The sequence below is a fragment of the Streptomyces sp. NPDC051018 genome, from assembly GCF_044456085.1.
Classification (GTDB): Bacteria; Actinomycetota; Actinomycetes; order Streptomycetales; family Streptomycetaceae; genus Streptomyces.
The window spans coordinates 209,862-224,666 of sequence record NZ_JBITFN010000011.1; the positions used below are offsets into that span (position 1 = coordinate 209,862).

Here is a 14,805-nt window from a genome sequence, read left to right on the forward strand (position 1 = left end):
GGCGTCGGGTGGGCCGGGGATACGTGGATCCGCCCGGGCGGTCACGCCAAGCGGCCCCTGCCCTGGGCCAGGTCCGTCCTCAAACGCCGGACGGGCTGGACTGGGCAGGTTCCCCGACCCGTGACGGGCCCGGGGAAACCGGAGGGTGTTGCGGGTCCCCGCCAAGTAACCGTGCACCGGAGCAACGTCCGTCCTCAAACGCCGGACGGGCTGGGAATACGTGGATCCGCCCGGGCGGTCACGCCAAGCGGCCCCTGCCCTGGGCCAGGTCCGTCCTCAAACGCCGGACGGGCTGGACTGGGCAGGTTCCCCGACCCGTGACGGGCCCGGGGAAACCGGAGAGGGTGCGGCGAGGGCCGCATCCGCGAACTGGGACGTTTCGGCGCGCCCGCCACCCTGTTCTGCTACATCGACCGCGGCATGGCCCGGCCCCAGTGGGCGGACGTGGGCATGTATCTCCAGACCGCGACGGCCCCTGACGCCGCCCCTCCCCAGGTGGACGAGGCCCGTTCCATGCCCAGCCCATCTAGTTATTCATGTGCCATGTTCCGCACATGACCCCCCACGAAAGGCATGCCATGAAGACCGCAGTCATCGGCGGTACCGGACTGATCGGGTCACAGGTCGTCAAGAACCTGACCGCCGCCGGGCACGAGGCCGTACCGCACTCGCAGTCCACCGGCGTCGACGTCATCAGCGGCCAGGGACTGGACGAGGCGGTGGCGGGAGCCGACGTCGTCGTCAACCTGACGAACTCCCCGACCTTCGACGAAGCCTCCCCGGCCTTCTTCCGGACCTCGATGGACAACCTCCTGGCCGCGGCCCGCAAGGGCGGCGTCGGCCACGTGGTCATCCTCTCGATCGTCGGCACGGACCGGGTGCCGGAGCTGGACTACTACCGTGCCAAGGCGCTCCAGGAGAACCTCCTCGCCGCCGGGAGCATCCCCTACTCGATCGTCCGGGCGACGCAGTTCATGGAGTTCATGGACGCCGTTCTGTCCTGGACCGCCGACGGCGACACCGTCCGGCTGCCCGCCACGCCGATCCAGCCGATCGCCTCCAAGGACGTGGCCGCCGCGGTGGCGGAGGTCTCCACGGGCGCCCCGCTGAACGGCATCCGCAACATCGCGGGCCCCGAGATCTTCACCCTGGACGAGCTGGGCCGGCTCACCCTGTCCCACAAGGGCGACCACCGCACCGTCGTCACCGACCCCAGCGCCGGTATGTTCGCCGCCGTCAAGGGTGACGTCCTCACCGACAGGAACGCCCACCTGGCCGCCACCCGCTACGCCGACTGGCTCTCCTGAGAACACCGGTCGCCATGTCTCTCGTCCCGGCCCGGCCGTCATGTCGTCGCGCCGGCCGGGCTGCGGCCTGTGCCGGACTGGACTGCTGCCCCGCCTCCGACTGATGGCCTGCCCCCGTCCGGCCGGTGAGGACGGGCGGTGTGCCGGGTCACGGTCACAGGGCGGGACCCTCGCCCCCCGGCCCGTCCGGCGCTTGAGGACGAACCGTGCTCCGGAGCACCGCCACCGGGCAAGGACGGCAGCACCCGGCCCGTCCGGCGACCGAGGACCGATCCGGTGCCGGGACGCCGACGCGCACTTCCGTGTTTTCCTCCCGTACGAAAAATCACCACCGGCCGGCCACCTTCATTGGTATTTACCTATCACGGCCGGAGCGAATAAGCACGTGATGACGAAGATGCCGCGCGCAATAACGGCCAACACTCTTGTGGGCCATGGGAACCGCTGATACAACATGGCCACTGAAGTCGCCGTTAATTCGATCGCCCCGCCCTGACAACGGGCTTTGCGGGCGTGGCGAATCGATCAATTGAGGAGGGGTTTTGAGGGGCATTGCAAAGAATTCGCTCGTCGGTGTGGCCGCAGCGGCCATGATGCTGGGGTTCGCGCCGACCGCCTCGGCCGCGGCCACCGCACCGTCGGTTTCCGCCTCGGATTCCGCAGCTATGGCCGACTGCGGAGCGGGCATCCGGGGCGGCCAGTACAAGTACGGATGGGCTTCGTGCACAGGCATGGGAGAGGGCGGCCGGGTCCGGGTCGAGGTCTGGTGCGGCGGTAATGTCTACTTCGGACCCTGGAAGAAGAATGGCGAGGAGTCCAGGAAGTACTGCCCTGACTTCCGGGTACCCGATCGCGCCTTTGCCGACAGGTACTGAGCACTGACCGTTCTGCTCGGTTCTCCATAAGCAAACGAGGCGCCCGTGTCGTTCACGGGCGCCTCGTCGGCTGTTCCTGAAGGCTATCGCGGCGAAATACCAGGAGCCTGGACTATTCCTTTCCGTGGCCCGCGTCCAGCAGCGCCGCCGCGGTGAACAGTTCGACCCCCACGCGAATCGATTCCTCGTCCACGTCGAAGTCCCCCCGGTGCAGATCCCTCTTCGCCGTGTCCCCGGGGACCCGCACCCCGAGCCGCGCCATCGCGCCCGGCACCTGCTCCAGGTACCAGGAGAAGTCCTCGCCGCCGAGGCTCTGTTCGGTGTCCTCGATCGCGTACACACCCCGCCGTACCGTCTGCGCCTCGCGCAGCAACTCGGTGACCACCGGGTCGTTGACGACCGGCGGCACCCCGCGGATGTAGTTGATCTGCGACTTGGCCCGGTGCAGCGTCGCGATCTCGTCGATGGCCGCGTGCACCAGATCGGGGGCCGCGCGCCAGCCGGGCAGATCGAGGCAGCGCACGGTACCGGACAGCTCCGCGTGCTGCGGGATCACATTGCAGGCGTGCCCGGACTCGATACGGCCCCAGGTGACCGCGAGCCCGGACCGCGCGTCCACCCGGCGTGCCAGCAGCGCCGGCACCTCCGTGACGATCTTCGCCGCCGCGGTGACCAGATCGGTGGTCAGATGGGGACGCGCGGTGTGCCCGCCGGGCCCGTCGAGGGTGATTTCGAGCCTGTCGCACGCCGAGGTGATCGGCCCGGGACGCAGCCCGATGACCCCCGCGTCCACCCTCGGGTCGCAGTGCACACCGATGATGCGCCCGACGCCTTCCAGCACGCCCGACTCGATCGCGTCGGGCGCTCCGCCCGGCAGGACCTCCTCCGCGGGCTGGAAGATCAGCCGTACCGGCCGGGGCAGCAGCCCCTGCCGGTGCAGTTCGGCGAGGACGAGCCCGGCGCCGAGAACCGTGGTGGTGTGGATGTCGTGCCCGCAGGCATGGGCCCGGTCGGGAACGGTGGAACGGTACGGCACCCCCACCTTGGTGTCGGGGATGGGCAGCGCGTCGATGTCCGCGCGCAGGGCCAGCGCGGGTGTCACCCCGTCCCAGGAACCGATGTCACACATGAGTCCGGTGCCCACGCCGAGTACGCGCGGCTCCAGGCCCGCCTTCTCCAGCCGGGCCTTGATCACAGCGGTCGTACGGAACTCCTGGTTGCCCAGCTCGGGGTGCATATGCAGATCGCGCCGGAAGGCGATCAGCTCGGCGCGCAGGGATTCGGACAGCGTGCCGGGGAGTTCGACGCTCCCGGGCAGATCGTTTTCGGACTCTCGGGACATCAGTTGGTTCACCTGTTGAAGAGTACGGCCAGGCAGGGGTCAACTGACCACTGATCAACAAAAGTTCAATCCGATAGGGGATAGAAACACAGCCCCGAGGTGCATGATTCGGCACGTGTGTGGGTAAACTCACGCCTCTTTCCGACCGTACACGCCTTCGCCCGCCTCCGCCCGGCGGACGCCGTGCCCGAGTGGCCGGGGCACCGGAGTTGTCGGTGGGACCGGGTCACCTCCGGGCCGGCCACCCCGGCCACCCCAGGCAGAGGGGCACAGGGGACGAGGCTGATTCTCGCCGGCCGGCGCCGGGAACATGGGAGCCAGGGACGGTGGAGCCGGGGCCGTCGTATCGCTACCGTCGGGCCCATGACGATCCAGCGCATGGAGAACGTGGGCATCGTGGTCGAGGACCTCGCGGCCACGACGGCCTTTTTCGTCGAGCTCGGCCTGACGGTGGTGGGTGAGGGGCCGGTCGGGGGCGACTGGGTGGACCGGGTCGTGGGGCTCCAGGACGTCCGCGTGGACATCGTGATGCTGAACACCCCGGACGGCCAGGGGCAGCTCGAACTGATGCGGTTCCACTCCCCCGCGGCCCGGACCGGCGACCGGAACGCCCCGCCGAACACCCTGGGCATCCGCCGTATCGCCTTCTCGGTCGATGACATCGACGCCACCGTCGCCGGGCTCGAAGCCCGCGGTACGGAGCTCCTCGGCGGGGTGGAGCAGTACGAGGACAGCTATCGGCTCTGCTACATCCGCGGGCCGGAGGGGATCATCATCATGCTCGCGGAGAAGCTGGGCTGAGGGCTCAGGGCCGCCGACGGTACGCCCGCGGTCGGTTCGCCCAACGGTCGGCGGGTCCCCGGGCCGCCTGTCGGCGTGCCGGCGCCGTCCGCCCGGAGGACAGCCCGTGCTGTCCCGCGCCCGGCCCGGCGCCCCGGAGCGCGGCCGACGCCCCGGTGACGGCCGTCGCCGCGGGCCCGGTCGCTCCCCGTGCGCCATACCACCGCCCGGAGGACGGGGTCCGCCGGGGGTCGGGACGTACGGTCGCCGGGCCGAGGAGCGCTCTCGTACGGGGCGCACCCGGGCGGCCCCCGTCAGCCCCGCGCCTACGCGGGCCGGGTGGGCCGGTGGCTCGGGCGGGCCGGTGGCGAGACGGGCCTCCCGGGAAAGAGCCGTCAGCGTGCGTCGCGCAGCCCGAGAATGTACGACGCCGTACGCGCGACGACCCGGTCCTCGTCATGGGACAGTTCCGCGAGCGCACCCGACGCCGTGTCTCCCGGGATGTCCGCGAGCGCCTGCGGCAGCCTGCGGCGCGCGGACGATTCCACGGTGCCGCCGGCGAGCCGGTCGACGAGCCCGGCGGCGATCCGGTCCGCGAGCGCGGGACGGCTCGCCAGCGCGCTCAGCGCGTCGGCCGCCTCGACGTCGTTCGTCCCCTCCGCGATCATGTCGATGAGCGTCGGGACCGCGTCGGCCACACCGCGTACCCCGAGCGCCAGAGCCGCGTATCGGCGGACCACGACGTCGGGGTCCGCGAGGGCGTCCCGCAGTACCGCGGTCACCTCGCCGTCCGGGATCTCGGCGAGGGACTGGACGGCGCGTTTCCGCACCTCTGCGTCCGGAGAGCCGAGGCCCTCCGCCAGCAGCGCCCGTCCGTCGTCGCCCGATTGCGCCAGCGCCCAGCGAAGGGCTCCGGCGACGACCGGGTCCGTCTCGCTCAGCACGGCCTCCACCAGTGCTTCCACCGGCACCGGAGCCTCCTCGACCGAGGAGAGGGCGGCGCGCTGGCGCTTTCGGGCGCTCTTCGACCCCAGCGCCCTGAGGAGTGCGACCGTCTGGAGGACGTCCTCCCAGCCGGTGGGTTCCGCGGCACCGATCCGGCAGAGGCGGGTGAGCAGTTTCGTCTCGGCCTCGATGCGTTCCCGTGTCTGGCGGACGAGGTCGTCGATCAGCCCCGAGGGCATGAAGCCGGGGTCGTCGAGCGCGCGCCCGACTTCCCGCAGCGACAGCCCCAGCGACCGCAGGCTCTCGATATGGAAGATCCGCCGGATGTCCTCGCCGGAGTACTCCCGATAGCCGCCCCTGGTACGACCCGTGGGCCGTACCAGGCCGAGCGACTCGTAATGCCTGAGCATGCGGGTGCTGACGCCGGACCGCCGTGCCACCTCACCGATCAGCACCGTCCGTCATCCCTCCTGGCCGGGCCCGTCGAGGACCGCGGCGCGCTTCGCCTCCTTGATCGCGAACTCGAATCCGGAGTCCGGGTCCCGCGCCAGCCGTTCCGTGGCGAGCGCGTGCGCCCGGACCCGGGGGTCGGGATCCGTCGCCGCCGCGCGCAGAGCCTGCGCCATGACCTCACCGCCGAGCGCGATCAGGGCCCTGCTGAGGCTCAGCCCCGTCTCCCGTCCGCCCCGCCCGAGCTGGGTGGACAGCGCCGAGGCCAACCCGGGCTTCTCGTCCTCGGGTACGAGCGCGACCGCCGCCCGCCAGGCGCTCCGCGCCACCTCGTCGTCGCTGTCCGCCAGCAGCGCCCGGGTGATCGCAGGCCACGCCGTCCGATCCCCGATCTTGGACAGCGTGTGCAGCGCCTGGCTCCGTGCCTGCGCACGCTCCGAGCGGACTTCACGCACGAGCGCCGGGACCGTCAGGGACGCCGGGTGGCGGGTGAGCGCCCATGTCAGCATTTCGCGCACGGAGAAGTCGGGTTCGATCGCGCATCGTTCGACGAGCTTGCCGATGAACCCCGGGCCTGGGGCCGTACCGACCGCCAGCGCCGCCCGCAGTCGTACCGACGGGCGGCTGTCCTCCAGCCCCTGGAGAACCGGATCCGTAGCCGTAGCCGGATCCGTAGCTGTGTCTGTGTCTGTGTCTGTGTCTGTGTCTGTGTCTGTGTCTGTGCCTGTGTTTGTGTCCTTGCCTGTGCCTGTGCTCGTTCCTGTGTCCGTGTCCGTGCCTGTGTCCGTGCCTGTGTTTGTGTCGCTGTCCTGTGCCGGGGCGCTCATCGGGACCACCACCTCCTCCGCTTCAGTGAAGACCCTGTCACCGTGTCAAGGTCAAGCGGAGTTACGCCGTGAGGTCACCGGACCCCTCCGTCCGCCGCGTGCGCGTGCGGGCCCTCACCTCCCTCCCTCCGCTCCCGGCAGCCGCTCGGCGCCCGACGCGCTGTCCGTGACCCCTTCCAGGAACCCCCGCGCCCTCGGCGAGGCCCCGTCGCTGAGCCATTCCGGCGCGATGTCGCAGACGGCCACCGTGACGCCGGAGCCCGCCAGCGCCAGCGGCAGTGTGTGGACGACGGTGGACGGGAAACTGAGGACCGTGGCTCCGATCGGCCCGCGCCGGGCCACCAGCTCCAGCGGCAGCTCCGGCCGGACGACCGCCAGACCGGTCTCCGCGGCGATCCGGTCGAGTTTGCCCCGGCTCTCCCGCCGGTGGGCGAAGTAGCGCACGGCTCCGTGCGTACGGGCCAGACCCCGGACGGCCTCCACATAGTGGTCCGGGTCGACCACCCCCGTCTCCACCAGGGAGGTGCCGATCAGTTCCGCACCCGGGATGAGCCTCGGCGGGCCGAAGCGGGTGCGCGTCCAGTCGAAGCCGTTGGCGGTGACGGTGATTCCCGGCTGCGGCTCCACGGGCATCGCGGTGAAGATCTCGACCCCGCGGGCCGTGGACGGCGTCAGAGAGCGGCGCCCCAGCAGGGACACCGGCGCGAGCACCATCTCGCGCGGACCGCGCCTGCCGCCGCGGCGGTGCCAGCGCTCCAGCCGCTCCCCCCGGGTGAGCTGTGCCACGAACTCCATGGTGGCGGTGCCGTCGTCCACGACCGTCAGCTCCGTGCCCGCGCGGACGAAGGTCAGCAGCAGCTGCACCATGCGGGAGAAGGGGTCCCCGACGACGAGCCGCCCGGCGCGGTGCAGCAGCGGGACGAGTCTCCGTACGGTCTTCAGCGGCCCGCCCGCCCCGCCCCGCGCCTCCTGCCAGTGGACGGTGACGCCCTCCGCCCGGGCCAGGTCGGCCATCCGGCTCAGCTGACCCCGCGTCGGGACATCGGTCGGAGGCAGCACGACCACGGTGAGCCCGCCGGCCCGGTCGGGGACCCCCTGCCGGGACGGCGGGACCCGGCCGGAGCCGCCGTCCCCGGGTGGGCCGACCGAACGGGAACCCGCCTTGCGGGCCGGGTCGAAGGCCGCCTGCCCGGCCCGGTCGAAGGCTTCCTCCCCGGCCGGGGCGGCGGCCCGGCCCCCGCCGCACCGGGCGGGAACGCGTACGGACGGCGCGGCACGCCCGCCCCACCGGGTGTGCGCCCATTCCAGGACGTTGAGGAGTTGGACCGGGCTCTCCACGAGCGCGACGTTCATCTGCGGGGAGGTCACTTCGCGGGGCGGGCGCGGCCGGTTCAGACCCCGGCCGGTTCGCGGTCGCCCGACTCCGCCACGACACCGGGCACCCGGCGCAGCTTCTTCATCGGGGCCAGCTCCGAGGCGTACACCTGCTTCACCCCGTCGCCGAGCGCGGTCTCGATCGTACGGATGTCCCGGACCATGCGCGCCAGGCCGCCCGGCTCCACGGACGCGGCCTGGTCGGAGCCCCACATCGCGCGGTCGAGCGTGATGTGCCGCTCGATGAAGGCGGCGCCGAGCGCCACGGCGGCGAGCGTGGTCTGGAGGCCGGTCTCATGGCCGGAGTAGCCGATCGGAACGTTCGGGTACTCCGCCCGCAGGGTCTCGATCACCCTCAGGTTCAGTTCCTCGGGCTGCGCGGGGTAGGTCGACGTCGCGTGGCAGAGCAGGATGTTGTCACTGCCGAGCACCTCGACCGCATGCCGGATCTGGCGCGGGGTCGACATCCCGGTGGACAGGATGACCGTTCTGCCGGTGGCGCGCAGGGAACGCAGCAGTTCGTCGTCGGTGAGGGACGCGGAGGCGACCTTGTGGGCGGGCACGTCGAACTTCTCCAGGAACGCGACCGCCTCCGTGTCCCACGGTGACGCGAACCAGTCGATGCCGCGCCGGGCGCAGTGCTCGTCGATACGGCCGTAGTCCTCCTCCCCGAACTCCACCCGGTGGCGGTAGTCGATGTACGTCATCCGCCCCCAGGGGGTGTCGCGCTCGATGTCCCACTGGTCGCGCGGGGTGCAGATCTCGGGCGTGCGCTTCTGGAACTTGACCGCGTCGCAGCCCGCGTCGGCGGCGGCGTCGATGAGCGCGATGGCGTTGTCGAGGTCCCCGTTGTGGTTGATGCCTATCTCACCCGTGATGTACACGGGGTGGCCGGGACCGGTGGTCCGGTCGCCGAGGGTGCGCAGACGGGACGTGCTCATGGTGCGGTTCCTAACTGTGCGAGAGGTGCGAGGTGCTTCCGTTGGCGCGGGTACACCGGGAGACGGCCGCATCGGCGCGAGCCGGCCGGTGTTCGTACGGGGACGGGGTGAGCGGTGGTGGTACCGGTATCCATAGGGAGTGGCGGTACCGGTATCCACGGGGAGTGGTCAGGGTGGTACGGGGAGCGGATGAGGTGGTGAAGGGAGCGGGTGAGGCGGTACGGGGAGCCTGGTGAGGTGGTACGGGGCAGGGGGGCTACGGCACCGCGTCGAGTGCCGGGCCGAGGAGCCAGGACGCCACCTCGCGGATCGCCCCCTCGCCACCGCGCGTCGCGGTGACGGCCCGTGCCGCCGTCCGTACGGCGTCGTGCGCGTCGGCGACGGCCACGGGCCAGCCCGCGAGGTCGAAGCACGGAAGGTCGTTGACGTCGTTGCCGACGTAGAGCACCCGTTCGGGCGCGATCCCCCGCTCCTCGCACCACTGCTTGAGCGCGAGGTCCTTGTGCTCGATGCCGTGCAGCACGGGGATCCGGAGCTTGCGGGCCCGGGCCGCGACCACCGGGTTGACCTCCGTGGACAGGATCAGCAGGGCCAGCCCGGCCGCCCGCAGCCGTGCAATGCCGAGGCCGTCCCCACGGTGGACGGCGACCGTCTCACGGCCCTCCGAGTCGATATGGACCTTGTCGTCGGTCTGCGTGCCGTCGAAGTCGAGGACGACGGCGTCGACGTCGTGCCGGGCGGGACGCTCGGTGACGTCCAGCAGAGGTGCGAGCGCGCGCGCCCTGTCGAGGTCGTGGGGGTCGTCGACCTCCAGGACGCGCGCGGGATCAGTGGGTACGAGGGCGGTCCGCCCGAAGAACCGGTGCCGGGCCGCGCGGAAGCCCTCGGCGTTCATGGCGTACGCGGCGCCGGTCTCCAGATAGTCCTGGGGCCGGTCCTGGCGCCGGGGCCGGTGGGCGGAGTCGTGGTTGACCCCCTGGCCGGAGCCCGGATTCGGCCCCTCCGCCCCGGAGCGGGCCGCGCCCCGCCAAGAGACCCCCTGGCCGGAGTCCGTCGGCCCTCGCCCGGAGTCCGTCGCCCCCACGGCCCGACCGCCCGTCACATGTACGGCTTCCCGGTCACCGGCGGTTCCGGCCTCGCCGGCCCCGGCCCCCTCCCGCCATACGAAGCCGTGGAACGGCGCCACCGTCACCGCGCTGTCCGCGCCGCCCTCCGCCACCGCCGCCGCAACGCGCTCCACATCCTCCCGCGTCAGGAACGGGCTGGTGCACTGGACGAGCAGCACCACGTCCACCGGCATGCCCCGCCGCTCCTCGAAGGCGCCCATCGCGTGCAGCACCGCCGCCTCGCTCGTCGCCGTGTCCCCCGCGATCGCGGACGGCCGCAGAACCACATCGGCACCCGCCCTCCGCGCGGCGGCGGCGATGTCCGGGTCGTCCGTCGAGACGACGACATCGGTCACGAGCCGCGCGGCGAGGCTCGCCCGTACGGCCCGTGCCACCAGGGGCATCCCTCCCACGGCGGCGAGATTCTTGGCGGGTACGCCTTTGGAGCCGCCACGGGCGGGGATCACGGCGAGGACGTTCATCCGGTGTTCTCCCGGGAGAGTCGTTATGTGGTTCACAGTTGGCCCATCCGCCGGATCACCGGGGCGACGCGCTGTACGCCGTGCCGGTAGGCGCCCCGGGCCACTCCGCGTACCGCCACGCGCATCGCGCGCCGTACGCGGGCGTTCGGCTCCCGGCCCGCGCCGGCCGCCAGCGGGGTGCCGTCGGCGGCGAGATGGTGGCGCGCGAGGAGCGGCGGCAGATAGCCGGGCGCGGAGGTGGGGGTGTAGTACGGCGTGACGGGCGGCAGTTCGGCCCGCCCGGCCAGCAGCCCGGCGAGCCTCTCGCGCGCCGGGTCGAAGGCGGTGTCGTACGTGCCGTCGGCGGCGACGCCCTGGTCCGCCGTCCAGCCGGGTTCCGGTACGGGCCGGTGGCCCCCGTCGAGGCGGTCGAAGGACGTCAGCAGCCCGGAGCCGATGAAGTGGTGGTTGCCGAGGACCTCGCGTACGCCCAGGTCGGTGAGGATCGCGGTCGGGATGCCCCGGTGCAGTGACTCCAGCGCGGCCGTCGAGGAGACGGTGACCAGCAGATCCGTACGGTCGAGGACCTCGCCCATGTTCCCGTACACCAGGCTGAAGTTGGGCGGGAGCCGGCCCGGGAGTCGCTCCGTGAGGCTCTGGTACGGCAGTTCCTCGATGTGGGTGGTGTGCTCACCCGGCTTGGAACGCAGTTTCAGCAGGACCTCGCGGCCGGGGTGGAACCGGGCGTGCTCCACCAGCCGCCGCAGTAGGTACAGCCGGTCGGCGCGGGTCGCCGGCACGGAGGGCTGGGCGGCGAAGACGAGCGTGTCGCGCCCGGTCCGAGGCCGGTAGGGCGCGCCGCCGAGGAAGGGCAGCGCCGCCTCGGTGACGGCGGAGGGGTCGGTGCCGACGCCTTCGTACACCTCGCGGAACCGCCGTGCGTCGTAACGGGAGTTGGCGAGGACCATGTCGCAGCCGTGCCGCAGCAGCAGCCCGTCGCAGAGCTTCTCGTAGACCACGCCGACATAACCGGTGACGACCACGGGGCGGCGGCGCAGCTTCAGGGCCGCGAGGCCGTGCAGCATCGCCTGGACGGCGCCGCCGACGAGGGCGAGCACGACGACGTCGTACGCACCGGGCCCCTCCTCGCCGCCGCCTCCGCTTGCGCCGCCGCCCCTGCCTTCACCGCCGGCCTCACTTCCGTCCCCTCCTCCAGCCTCACTTCCGTCCTCCCCTTCGGCGATGGTCCGCAGGAACTGCTGCCCGGTCACCTCGCGCAGTTCGTCCGCCGGAACACCGACCTCGGCGAGCTGCCGGACCGTCGGCGTGGCCCGGCCGCGCAGCAGGAAACCGGTGAGACGGGCGGTGTCGGGAGCGATTCGGCGCGCGGTCAGGGCGCCCCACTTCCACCGGGTGTCGGAGTCGGCGAGCACGGCGACGCGTACGGCCTTGTCTGTACGTGATGGCACCCCAGCGACACTAAGAAGGTTTTCAAGGAATTGGGCCATGGAATATTAAAGTACGGGCAAAGAGAAGGAAAAGCAAAGATCGCAGCAAGGCTCACGCACTCACAGAGATTTAAAATCGATTATTACGTGATTTAGAGTTTTACAAAAATTTCCCGGGCAGCTGCAACTTTCCCGGCCCCCCAGAGCATCATGGGACATGATTCCGGTTGTCGCGCTACATTGCCCGGGTGAAACTCTCCGTCATCGTGCCGTTCTACAACGTGCAGACATACGCGCCCGACACCCTCAGAAGTCTCCGGATGAATACCAGGGACGACTTCGAATTCATCCTGGTCGACGACTGCTCGACGGACTGGACCCCGGAGGTCCTGGAGCGGGGGGTGCGCGAGATCCCGGGCGCGCGCCTGATCAGGCACGAGCGAAACCGCGGGCTCCCCACCTCGCGCAATACCGGCATCGACGCCGCGAGAGGCGAGTACATCGGCTTCCTCGACGGCGACGACTGGGCCTCACCCGGGCACTTCGAGCGACTCGTGACAGCGATCGAGCATCTGGGATGCGACTTTGTCCGCAACGATCATGTGCAGGTCAATGGCACGGCCCGTGAAATCCGCCGCGTGCCGGTCGCGCGGCGCAACGAGGTTCTGTCGCCGCGCGACGAGATTCTGCCGGTGAACCGCTCGTCCGCCGTGGACTACCCCAACGCGTGCACCGGCCTGTTTCACCGGAGGCTCGTGGACCGGGGTCTGCTGCATTTCGTGGAGGAGCTGCGCACCTGCGAGGACCGGCCGTGGATCTGGCGGTTGCACCGGGAAGCGGAATCGTTTGCCGCCGTGAGTGAGATGGGCATGTTCTACCGCCGAGGGGTCCCCACATCGCTCACGCAGATCGGGGACATGCGGCAGCTCGACTTCACCCGCGCGTTCGATCTGATAGTCGAGGAAACAGCGAAGGACCGGGACGCGGCGAAACTGCTGCCGAAGGTGGTCCGCACCTACTGCGCCCTCATCTGCTTTCACCTGGGAAGGGCGGACCAGCTCGAACCCAAGGTGGCGAGGAAGCTGTACGCGGTGACCGCATCGGCGCTGAAGCGGATGCCGCAGGACGTGCTGCGGGAGGTTCTCGACGGCATGGATTCCGAACGGGCGGCCCGGCTGCGACGGCTCCGCAGGCGCTCCTCCACCGCCGGCTCCACCAGCCCGACCAACTCCCCCGGCTCGTCCGGTGAGGTCGCGGCCTGATGCCCACGACTCAGATCTTCTACGCCTCCTCCCTCTACGGCGCCGCCACGCTGGCCGCCGCCATCGACAGCGGCTGCTTCACCCCGGCCGACCGGCGGCTGCTGCTGGTCGCCAACAACGCTTCCGTCCCGGAGACCTCACCGTCCCTCGACACCATGCCGGGCTTCGAGCGGCTGCGCGGAAGGTTCGACGACGTGGTGTCGTGGAACGAGGCCGTCGCGCCCTACCACCCCGGGGGCTGGTCACCCCGCACGGGCGACATCCCGCTGTGGGAACGGTATCTGCGCATGCTGTGGAGCCTCGGCGACGACCGGGTCGAGCTGGCCGTCGAGTCCATCCAGGTGACACCGGCCCTGTCGATCGCCAAGATCTTCCCGGACGCGCCCGTGGACGTCTACGCCGACGGCCTGATGAGCTACGGCCCCACCCGCGACCAGATCGATCCCCTCGTCGGCGGGCGGGTGCGCCGGCTGTTCCATCTGGATCTGGTACCCGGTCTGGAGCCCCTGCTCCTCGCGGAGTTCGGCGTCGAGGCGCGGGTGGTCCCGGCGGAGGCGTTCGTGAAGGTCGTGGCGGAGCTGTCGGACGCGGTGTCCGTGGGCCCGTACGAGGAGGGCGCGGCACTCCTGCTGGGCCAGTATCTGGCCGCGCTCGGCATCCTCACCCCGCAGGAGGAGGAGGACCTCCATCTGCGCATGGTCCGCGGTGCGGTCGCCCGGGGCCACCGGCGGATCGTCTTCAAGCCCCACCCCACCGCCCCCGCGTCCTGGACCCGTGCGCTGGAGCGCGAGGCCGACGCGCTCGACGTCGAACTCACCGTCCTGGACCGGCCGCTCCTCGCCGAGGTGCTCTACCGGCAGTTGCGGCCCACTCTGGTCGCGGGCTGCTTCTCGACGGCCCTGTTCACCGCGAGCACCTTCTACGGGATTCCCGTGGCCCGGGTCGGCACCGAGCCGCTGCTGGAGCGGCTGACCCCGTATCAGAACAGCAACCGCATCCCCGTGACGATCACCGACGCGGTGCTTCCGGAACTGGAGGACCTCGACCAGGGCGTCCTGGCCGGACTGACCCTGCCCGAGGGGCTGAACGGCCTGGTGAGCGCGGTCGGTTACGCGATGCAGGCGCGAGTGCGGCCCGATCTGCGCGAGGCGGCGGAGACGTATCTCGGGGCGCACCTCACGCCCCGGACCCTGCGGTACTTCAAGCGGCGGCGGCTGACGGCGCTGGGGCTGCCGGGCGGGCTGCCCGTGCCCAGGCATTCGGCGGTACGGCGGGTTGTGCGGGAGGCGAGGCGGTTGAAGCGGGGGGGTCGGCGGGGGTGAGCTCCGGGGGCGGGCCCCGGGCCCCTTGGCTCCGTTGCGGGGGCTCCGGCGGGGCGGGTCTCCACCCGTGGGGATCCCGCGCCGTGACCGGGCCTGGGGCCCGGGGCCGTCCTCAAACGCCGGACGGGCTGGGAATATGCGCCCCAGCCCCGGGCCCTCGCCACATTCCGGCAAACCCGAATCAGCGCTCCACCCGCAGGACCCCGCACCATGACCGCGCCCCGACACCAGGTCCGTCCTCAAACGCCGGACAGGCAGGGAATACGCACCCCAGCCCCGGGCCCTCGCCACATTCCGGCAAACCCGAATCAGCGCTCCACCCGCAGGACCCCGCACCATGACCGCGCCCCGACACCAGGTCCGTC

General features: G+C 71.2%; 12 protein-coding genes and 1 pseudogene. 6 read left to right on the forward strand and 7 right to left on the reverse strand.

Annotated elements, in window-relative coordinates:
- Window positions 1–340 precede the first annotated feature (340 nt).
- The 3 genes and pseudogenes from ACIBCM_RS20775 to ACIBCM_RS20785 form a co-directional block, all read left to right on the forward strand.
- Window positions 341–465: pseudogene (locus tag ACIBCM_RS20775) on the forward strand (nitroreductase); the annotation flags it as partial.
- Window positions 466–578: 113 nt separating this feature from the next.
- Complete coding sequence (locus tag ACIBCM_RS20780; protein WP_399245213.1) at window positions 579–1,307, forward strand: SDR family oxidoreductase; 729 nt, start codon at window positions 579–581, stop codon at window positions 1,305–1,307.
- 542 nt (window positions 1,308–1,849) lie between these two features.
- Window positions 1,850–2,182, forward strand: a complete 333-nt coding sequence (locus ACIBCM_RS20785) for a hypothetical protein (RefSeq protein ID WP_399245215.1) — start codon at window positions 1,850–1,852, stop codon at window positions 2,180–2,182.
- A 112-nt stretch (window positions 2,183–2,294) separates the two neighbouring features.
- Here the strand turns inward: ACIBCM_RS20785 and ACIBCM_RS20790 are convergent, their stop codons facing one another.
- Window positions 2,295–3,524 carry an amidohydrolase gene (locus ACIBCM_RS20790; RefSeq protein ID WP_399245370.1) on the reverse strand — a complete coding sequence of 410 codons (1,230 nt, stop codon included), beginning with the start codon at window positions 3,522–3,524 and terminating at the stop codon, window positions 2,295–2,297.
- Window positions 3,525–3,887: 363 nt separating this feature from the next.
- Between ACIBCM_RS20790 and ACIBCM_RS20795 the strand changes: the two genes are divergently transcribed.
- Window positions 3,888–4,325, forward strand: coding sequence for a VOC family protein (locus ACIBCM_RS20795; protein WP_399245217.1), 438 nt, complete (start codon window positions 3,888–3,890; stop codon window positions 4,323–4,325).
- A 374-nt stretch (window positions 4,326–4,699) separates the two neighbouring features.
- On the opposite strand, the gene ACIBCM_RS20800 is transcribed toward ACIBCM_RS20795, so the two are convergent.
- From ACIBCM_RS20800 to ACIBCM_RS20825, 6 genes are all read right to left on the reverse strand, one after another.
- A complete protein-coding gene (locus ACIBCM_RS20800; RefSeq protein ID WP_399245219.1) occupies window positions 4,700–5,704 on the reverse strand; it encodes a HEAT repeat domain-containing protein in 1,005 nt (334 codons plus the stop codon).
- A 6-nt stretch (window positions 5,705–5,710) separates the two neighbouring features.
- The gene (locus ACIBCM_RS20805) at window positions 5,711–6,334 is read right to left on the reverse strand and encodes a HEAT repeat domain-containing protein (RefSeq protein WP_399245371.1); all 624 of its coding nucleotides are present in this window, start codon (window positions 6,332–6,334) and stop codon (window positions 5,711–5,713) included.
- A 306-nt stretch (window positions 6,335–6,640) separates the two neighbouring features.
- On the reverse strand, window positions 6,641–7,879 hold the full coding sequence (locus ACIBCM_RS20810; protein WP_399245221.1) for a hypothetical protein: 1,239 nt from the start codon (window positions 7,877–7,879) through the stop codon (window positions 6,641–6,643).
- Window positions 7,880–7,917: 38 nt separating this feature from the next.
- Entirely contained in the window at window positions 7,918–8,841 is a 924-nt protein-coding gene (locus ACIBCM_RS20815) for an N-acetylneuraminate synthase family protein (RefSeq protein WP_399245223.1), read from the reverse strand.
- A gap of 256 nt (window positions 8,842–9,097) precedes the next feature.
- Complete coding sequence (locus tag ACIBCM_RS20820) at window positions 9,098–10,429, reverse strand: cytidylyltransferase domain-containing protein (RefSeq protein WP_399245225.1); 1,332 nt, start codon at window positions 10,427–10,429, stop codon at window positions 9,098–9,100.
- 32 nt (window positions 10,430–10,461) lie between these two features.
- Entirely contained in the window at window positions 10,462–11,916 is a 1,455-nt protein-coding gene (locus ACIBCM_RS20825; protein WP_399245227.1) for a DUF6716 putative glycosyltransferase, read from the reverse strand.
- A 188-nt stretch (window positions 11,917–12,104) separates the two neighbouring features.
- Between ACIBCM_RS20825 and ACIBCM_RS20830 the strand changes: the two genes are divergently transcribed.
- Together ACIBCM_RS20830 and ACIBCM_RS20835 are read left to right on the forward strand one after the other, a co-directional pair.
- Window positions 12,105–13,118: a glycosyltransferase family 2 protein gene (locus ACIBCM_RS20830; protein ID WP_399245228.1), complete on the forward strand. Its 1,014-nt coding sequence runs from the start codon at window positions 12,105–12,107 to the stop codon at window positions 13,116–13,118.
- Window positions 13,118–14,440 carry an alpha-2,8-polysialyltransferase family protein gene (locus tag ACIBCM_RS20835; RefSeq protein ID WP_399245229.1) on the forward strand — a complete coding sequence of 441 codons (1,323 nt, stop codon included), beginning with the start codon at window positions 13,118–13,120 and terminating at the stop codon, window positions 14,438–14,440. Before ACIBCM_RS20830 ends, ACIBCM_RS20835 begins: the two co-directional genes overlap by 1 nt.
- The last annotated feature ends 365 nt before the right edge of the window (window positions 14,441–14,805 follow it).

What these genes read in the sequence shown, in the direction of transcription:
- ACIBCM_RS20780 (WP_399245213.1), top strand. Translation starts at nt 579, where the DNA reads ATGAAGACCGCAGTCATCGGCGGTACCGGACTGATCGGGTCACAGGTC.
- ACIBCM_RS20790 (WP_399245370.1), bottom strand. Translation starts at nt 3,524, where the DNA reads ATGTCCCGAGAGTCCGAAAACGATCTGCCCGGGAGCGTCGAACTCCCC.
- ACIBCM_RS20795 (WP_399245217.1), top strand. Translation starts at nt 3,888, where the DNA reads ATGACGATCCAGCGCATGGAGAACGTGGGCATCGTGGTCGAGGACCTC.
- ACIBCM_RS20810 (WP_399245221.1), bottom strand. Translation starts at nt 7,879, where the DNA reads ATGAACGTCGCGCTCGTGGAGAGCCCGGTCCAACTCCTCAACGTCCTG.
- ACIBCM_RS20815 (WP_399245223.1), bottom strand. Translation starts at nt 8,841, where the DNA reads ATGAGCACGTCCCGTCTGCGCACCCTCGGCGACCGGACCACCGGTCCC.
- ACIBCM_RS20820 (WP_399245225.1), bottom strand. Translation starts at nt 10,429, where the DNA reads ATGAACGTCCTCGCCGTGATCCCCGCCCGTGGCGGCTCCAAAGGCGTA.
- ACIBCM_RS20825 (WP_399245227.1), bottom strand. Translation starts at nt 11,916, where the DNA reads ATGGCCCAATTCCTTGAAAACCTTCTTAGTGTCGCTGGGGTGCCATCA.
- ACIBCM_RS20835 (WP_399245229.1), top strand. Translation starts at nt 13,118, where the DNA reads ATGCCCACGACTCAGATCTTCTACGCCTCCTCCCTCTACGGCGCCGCC.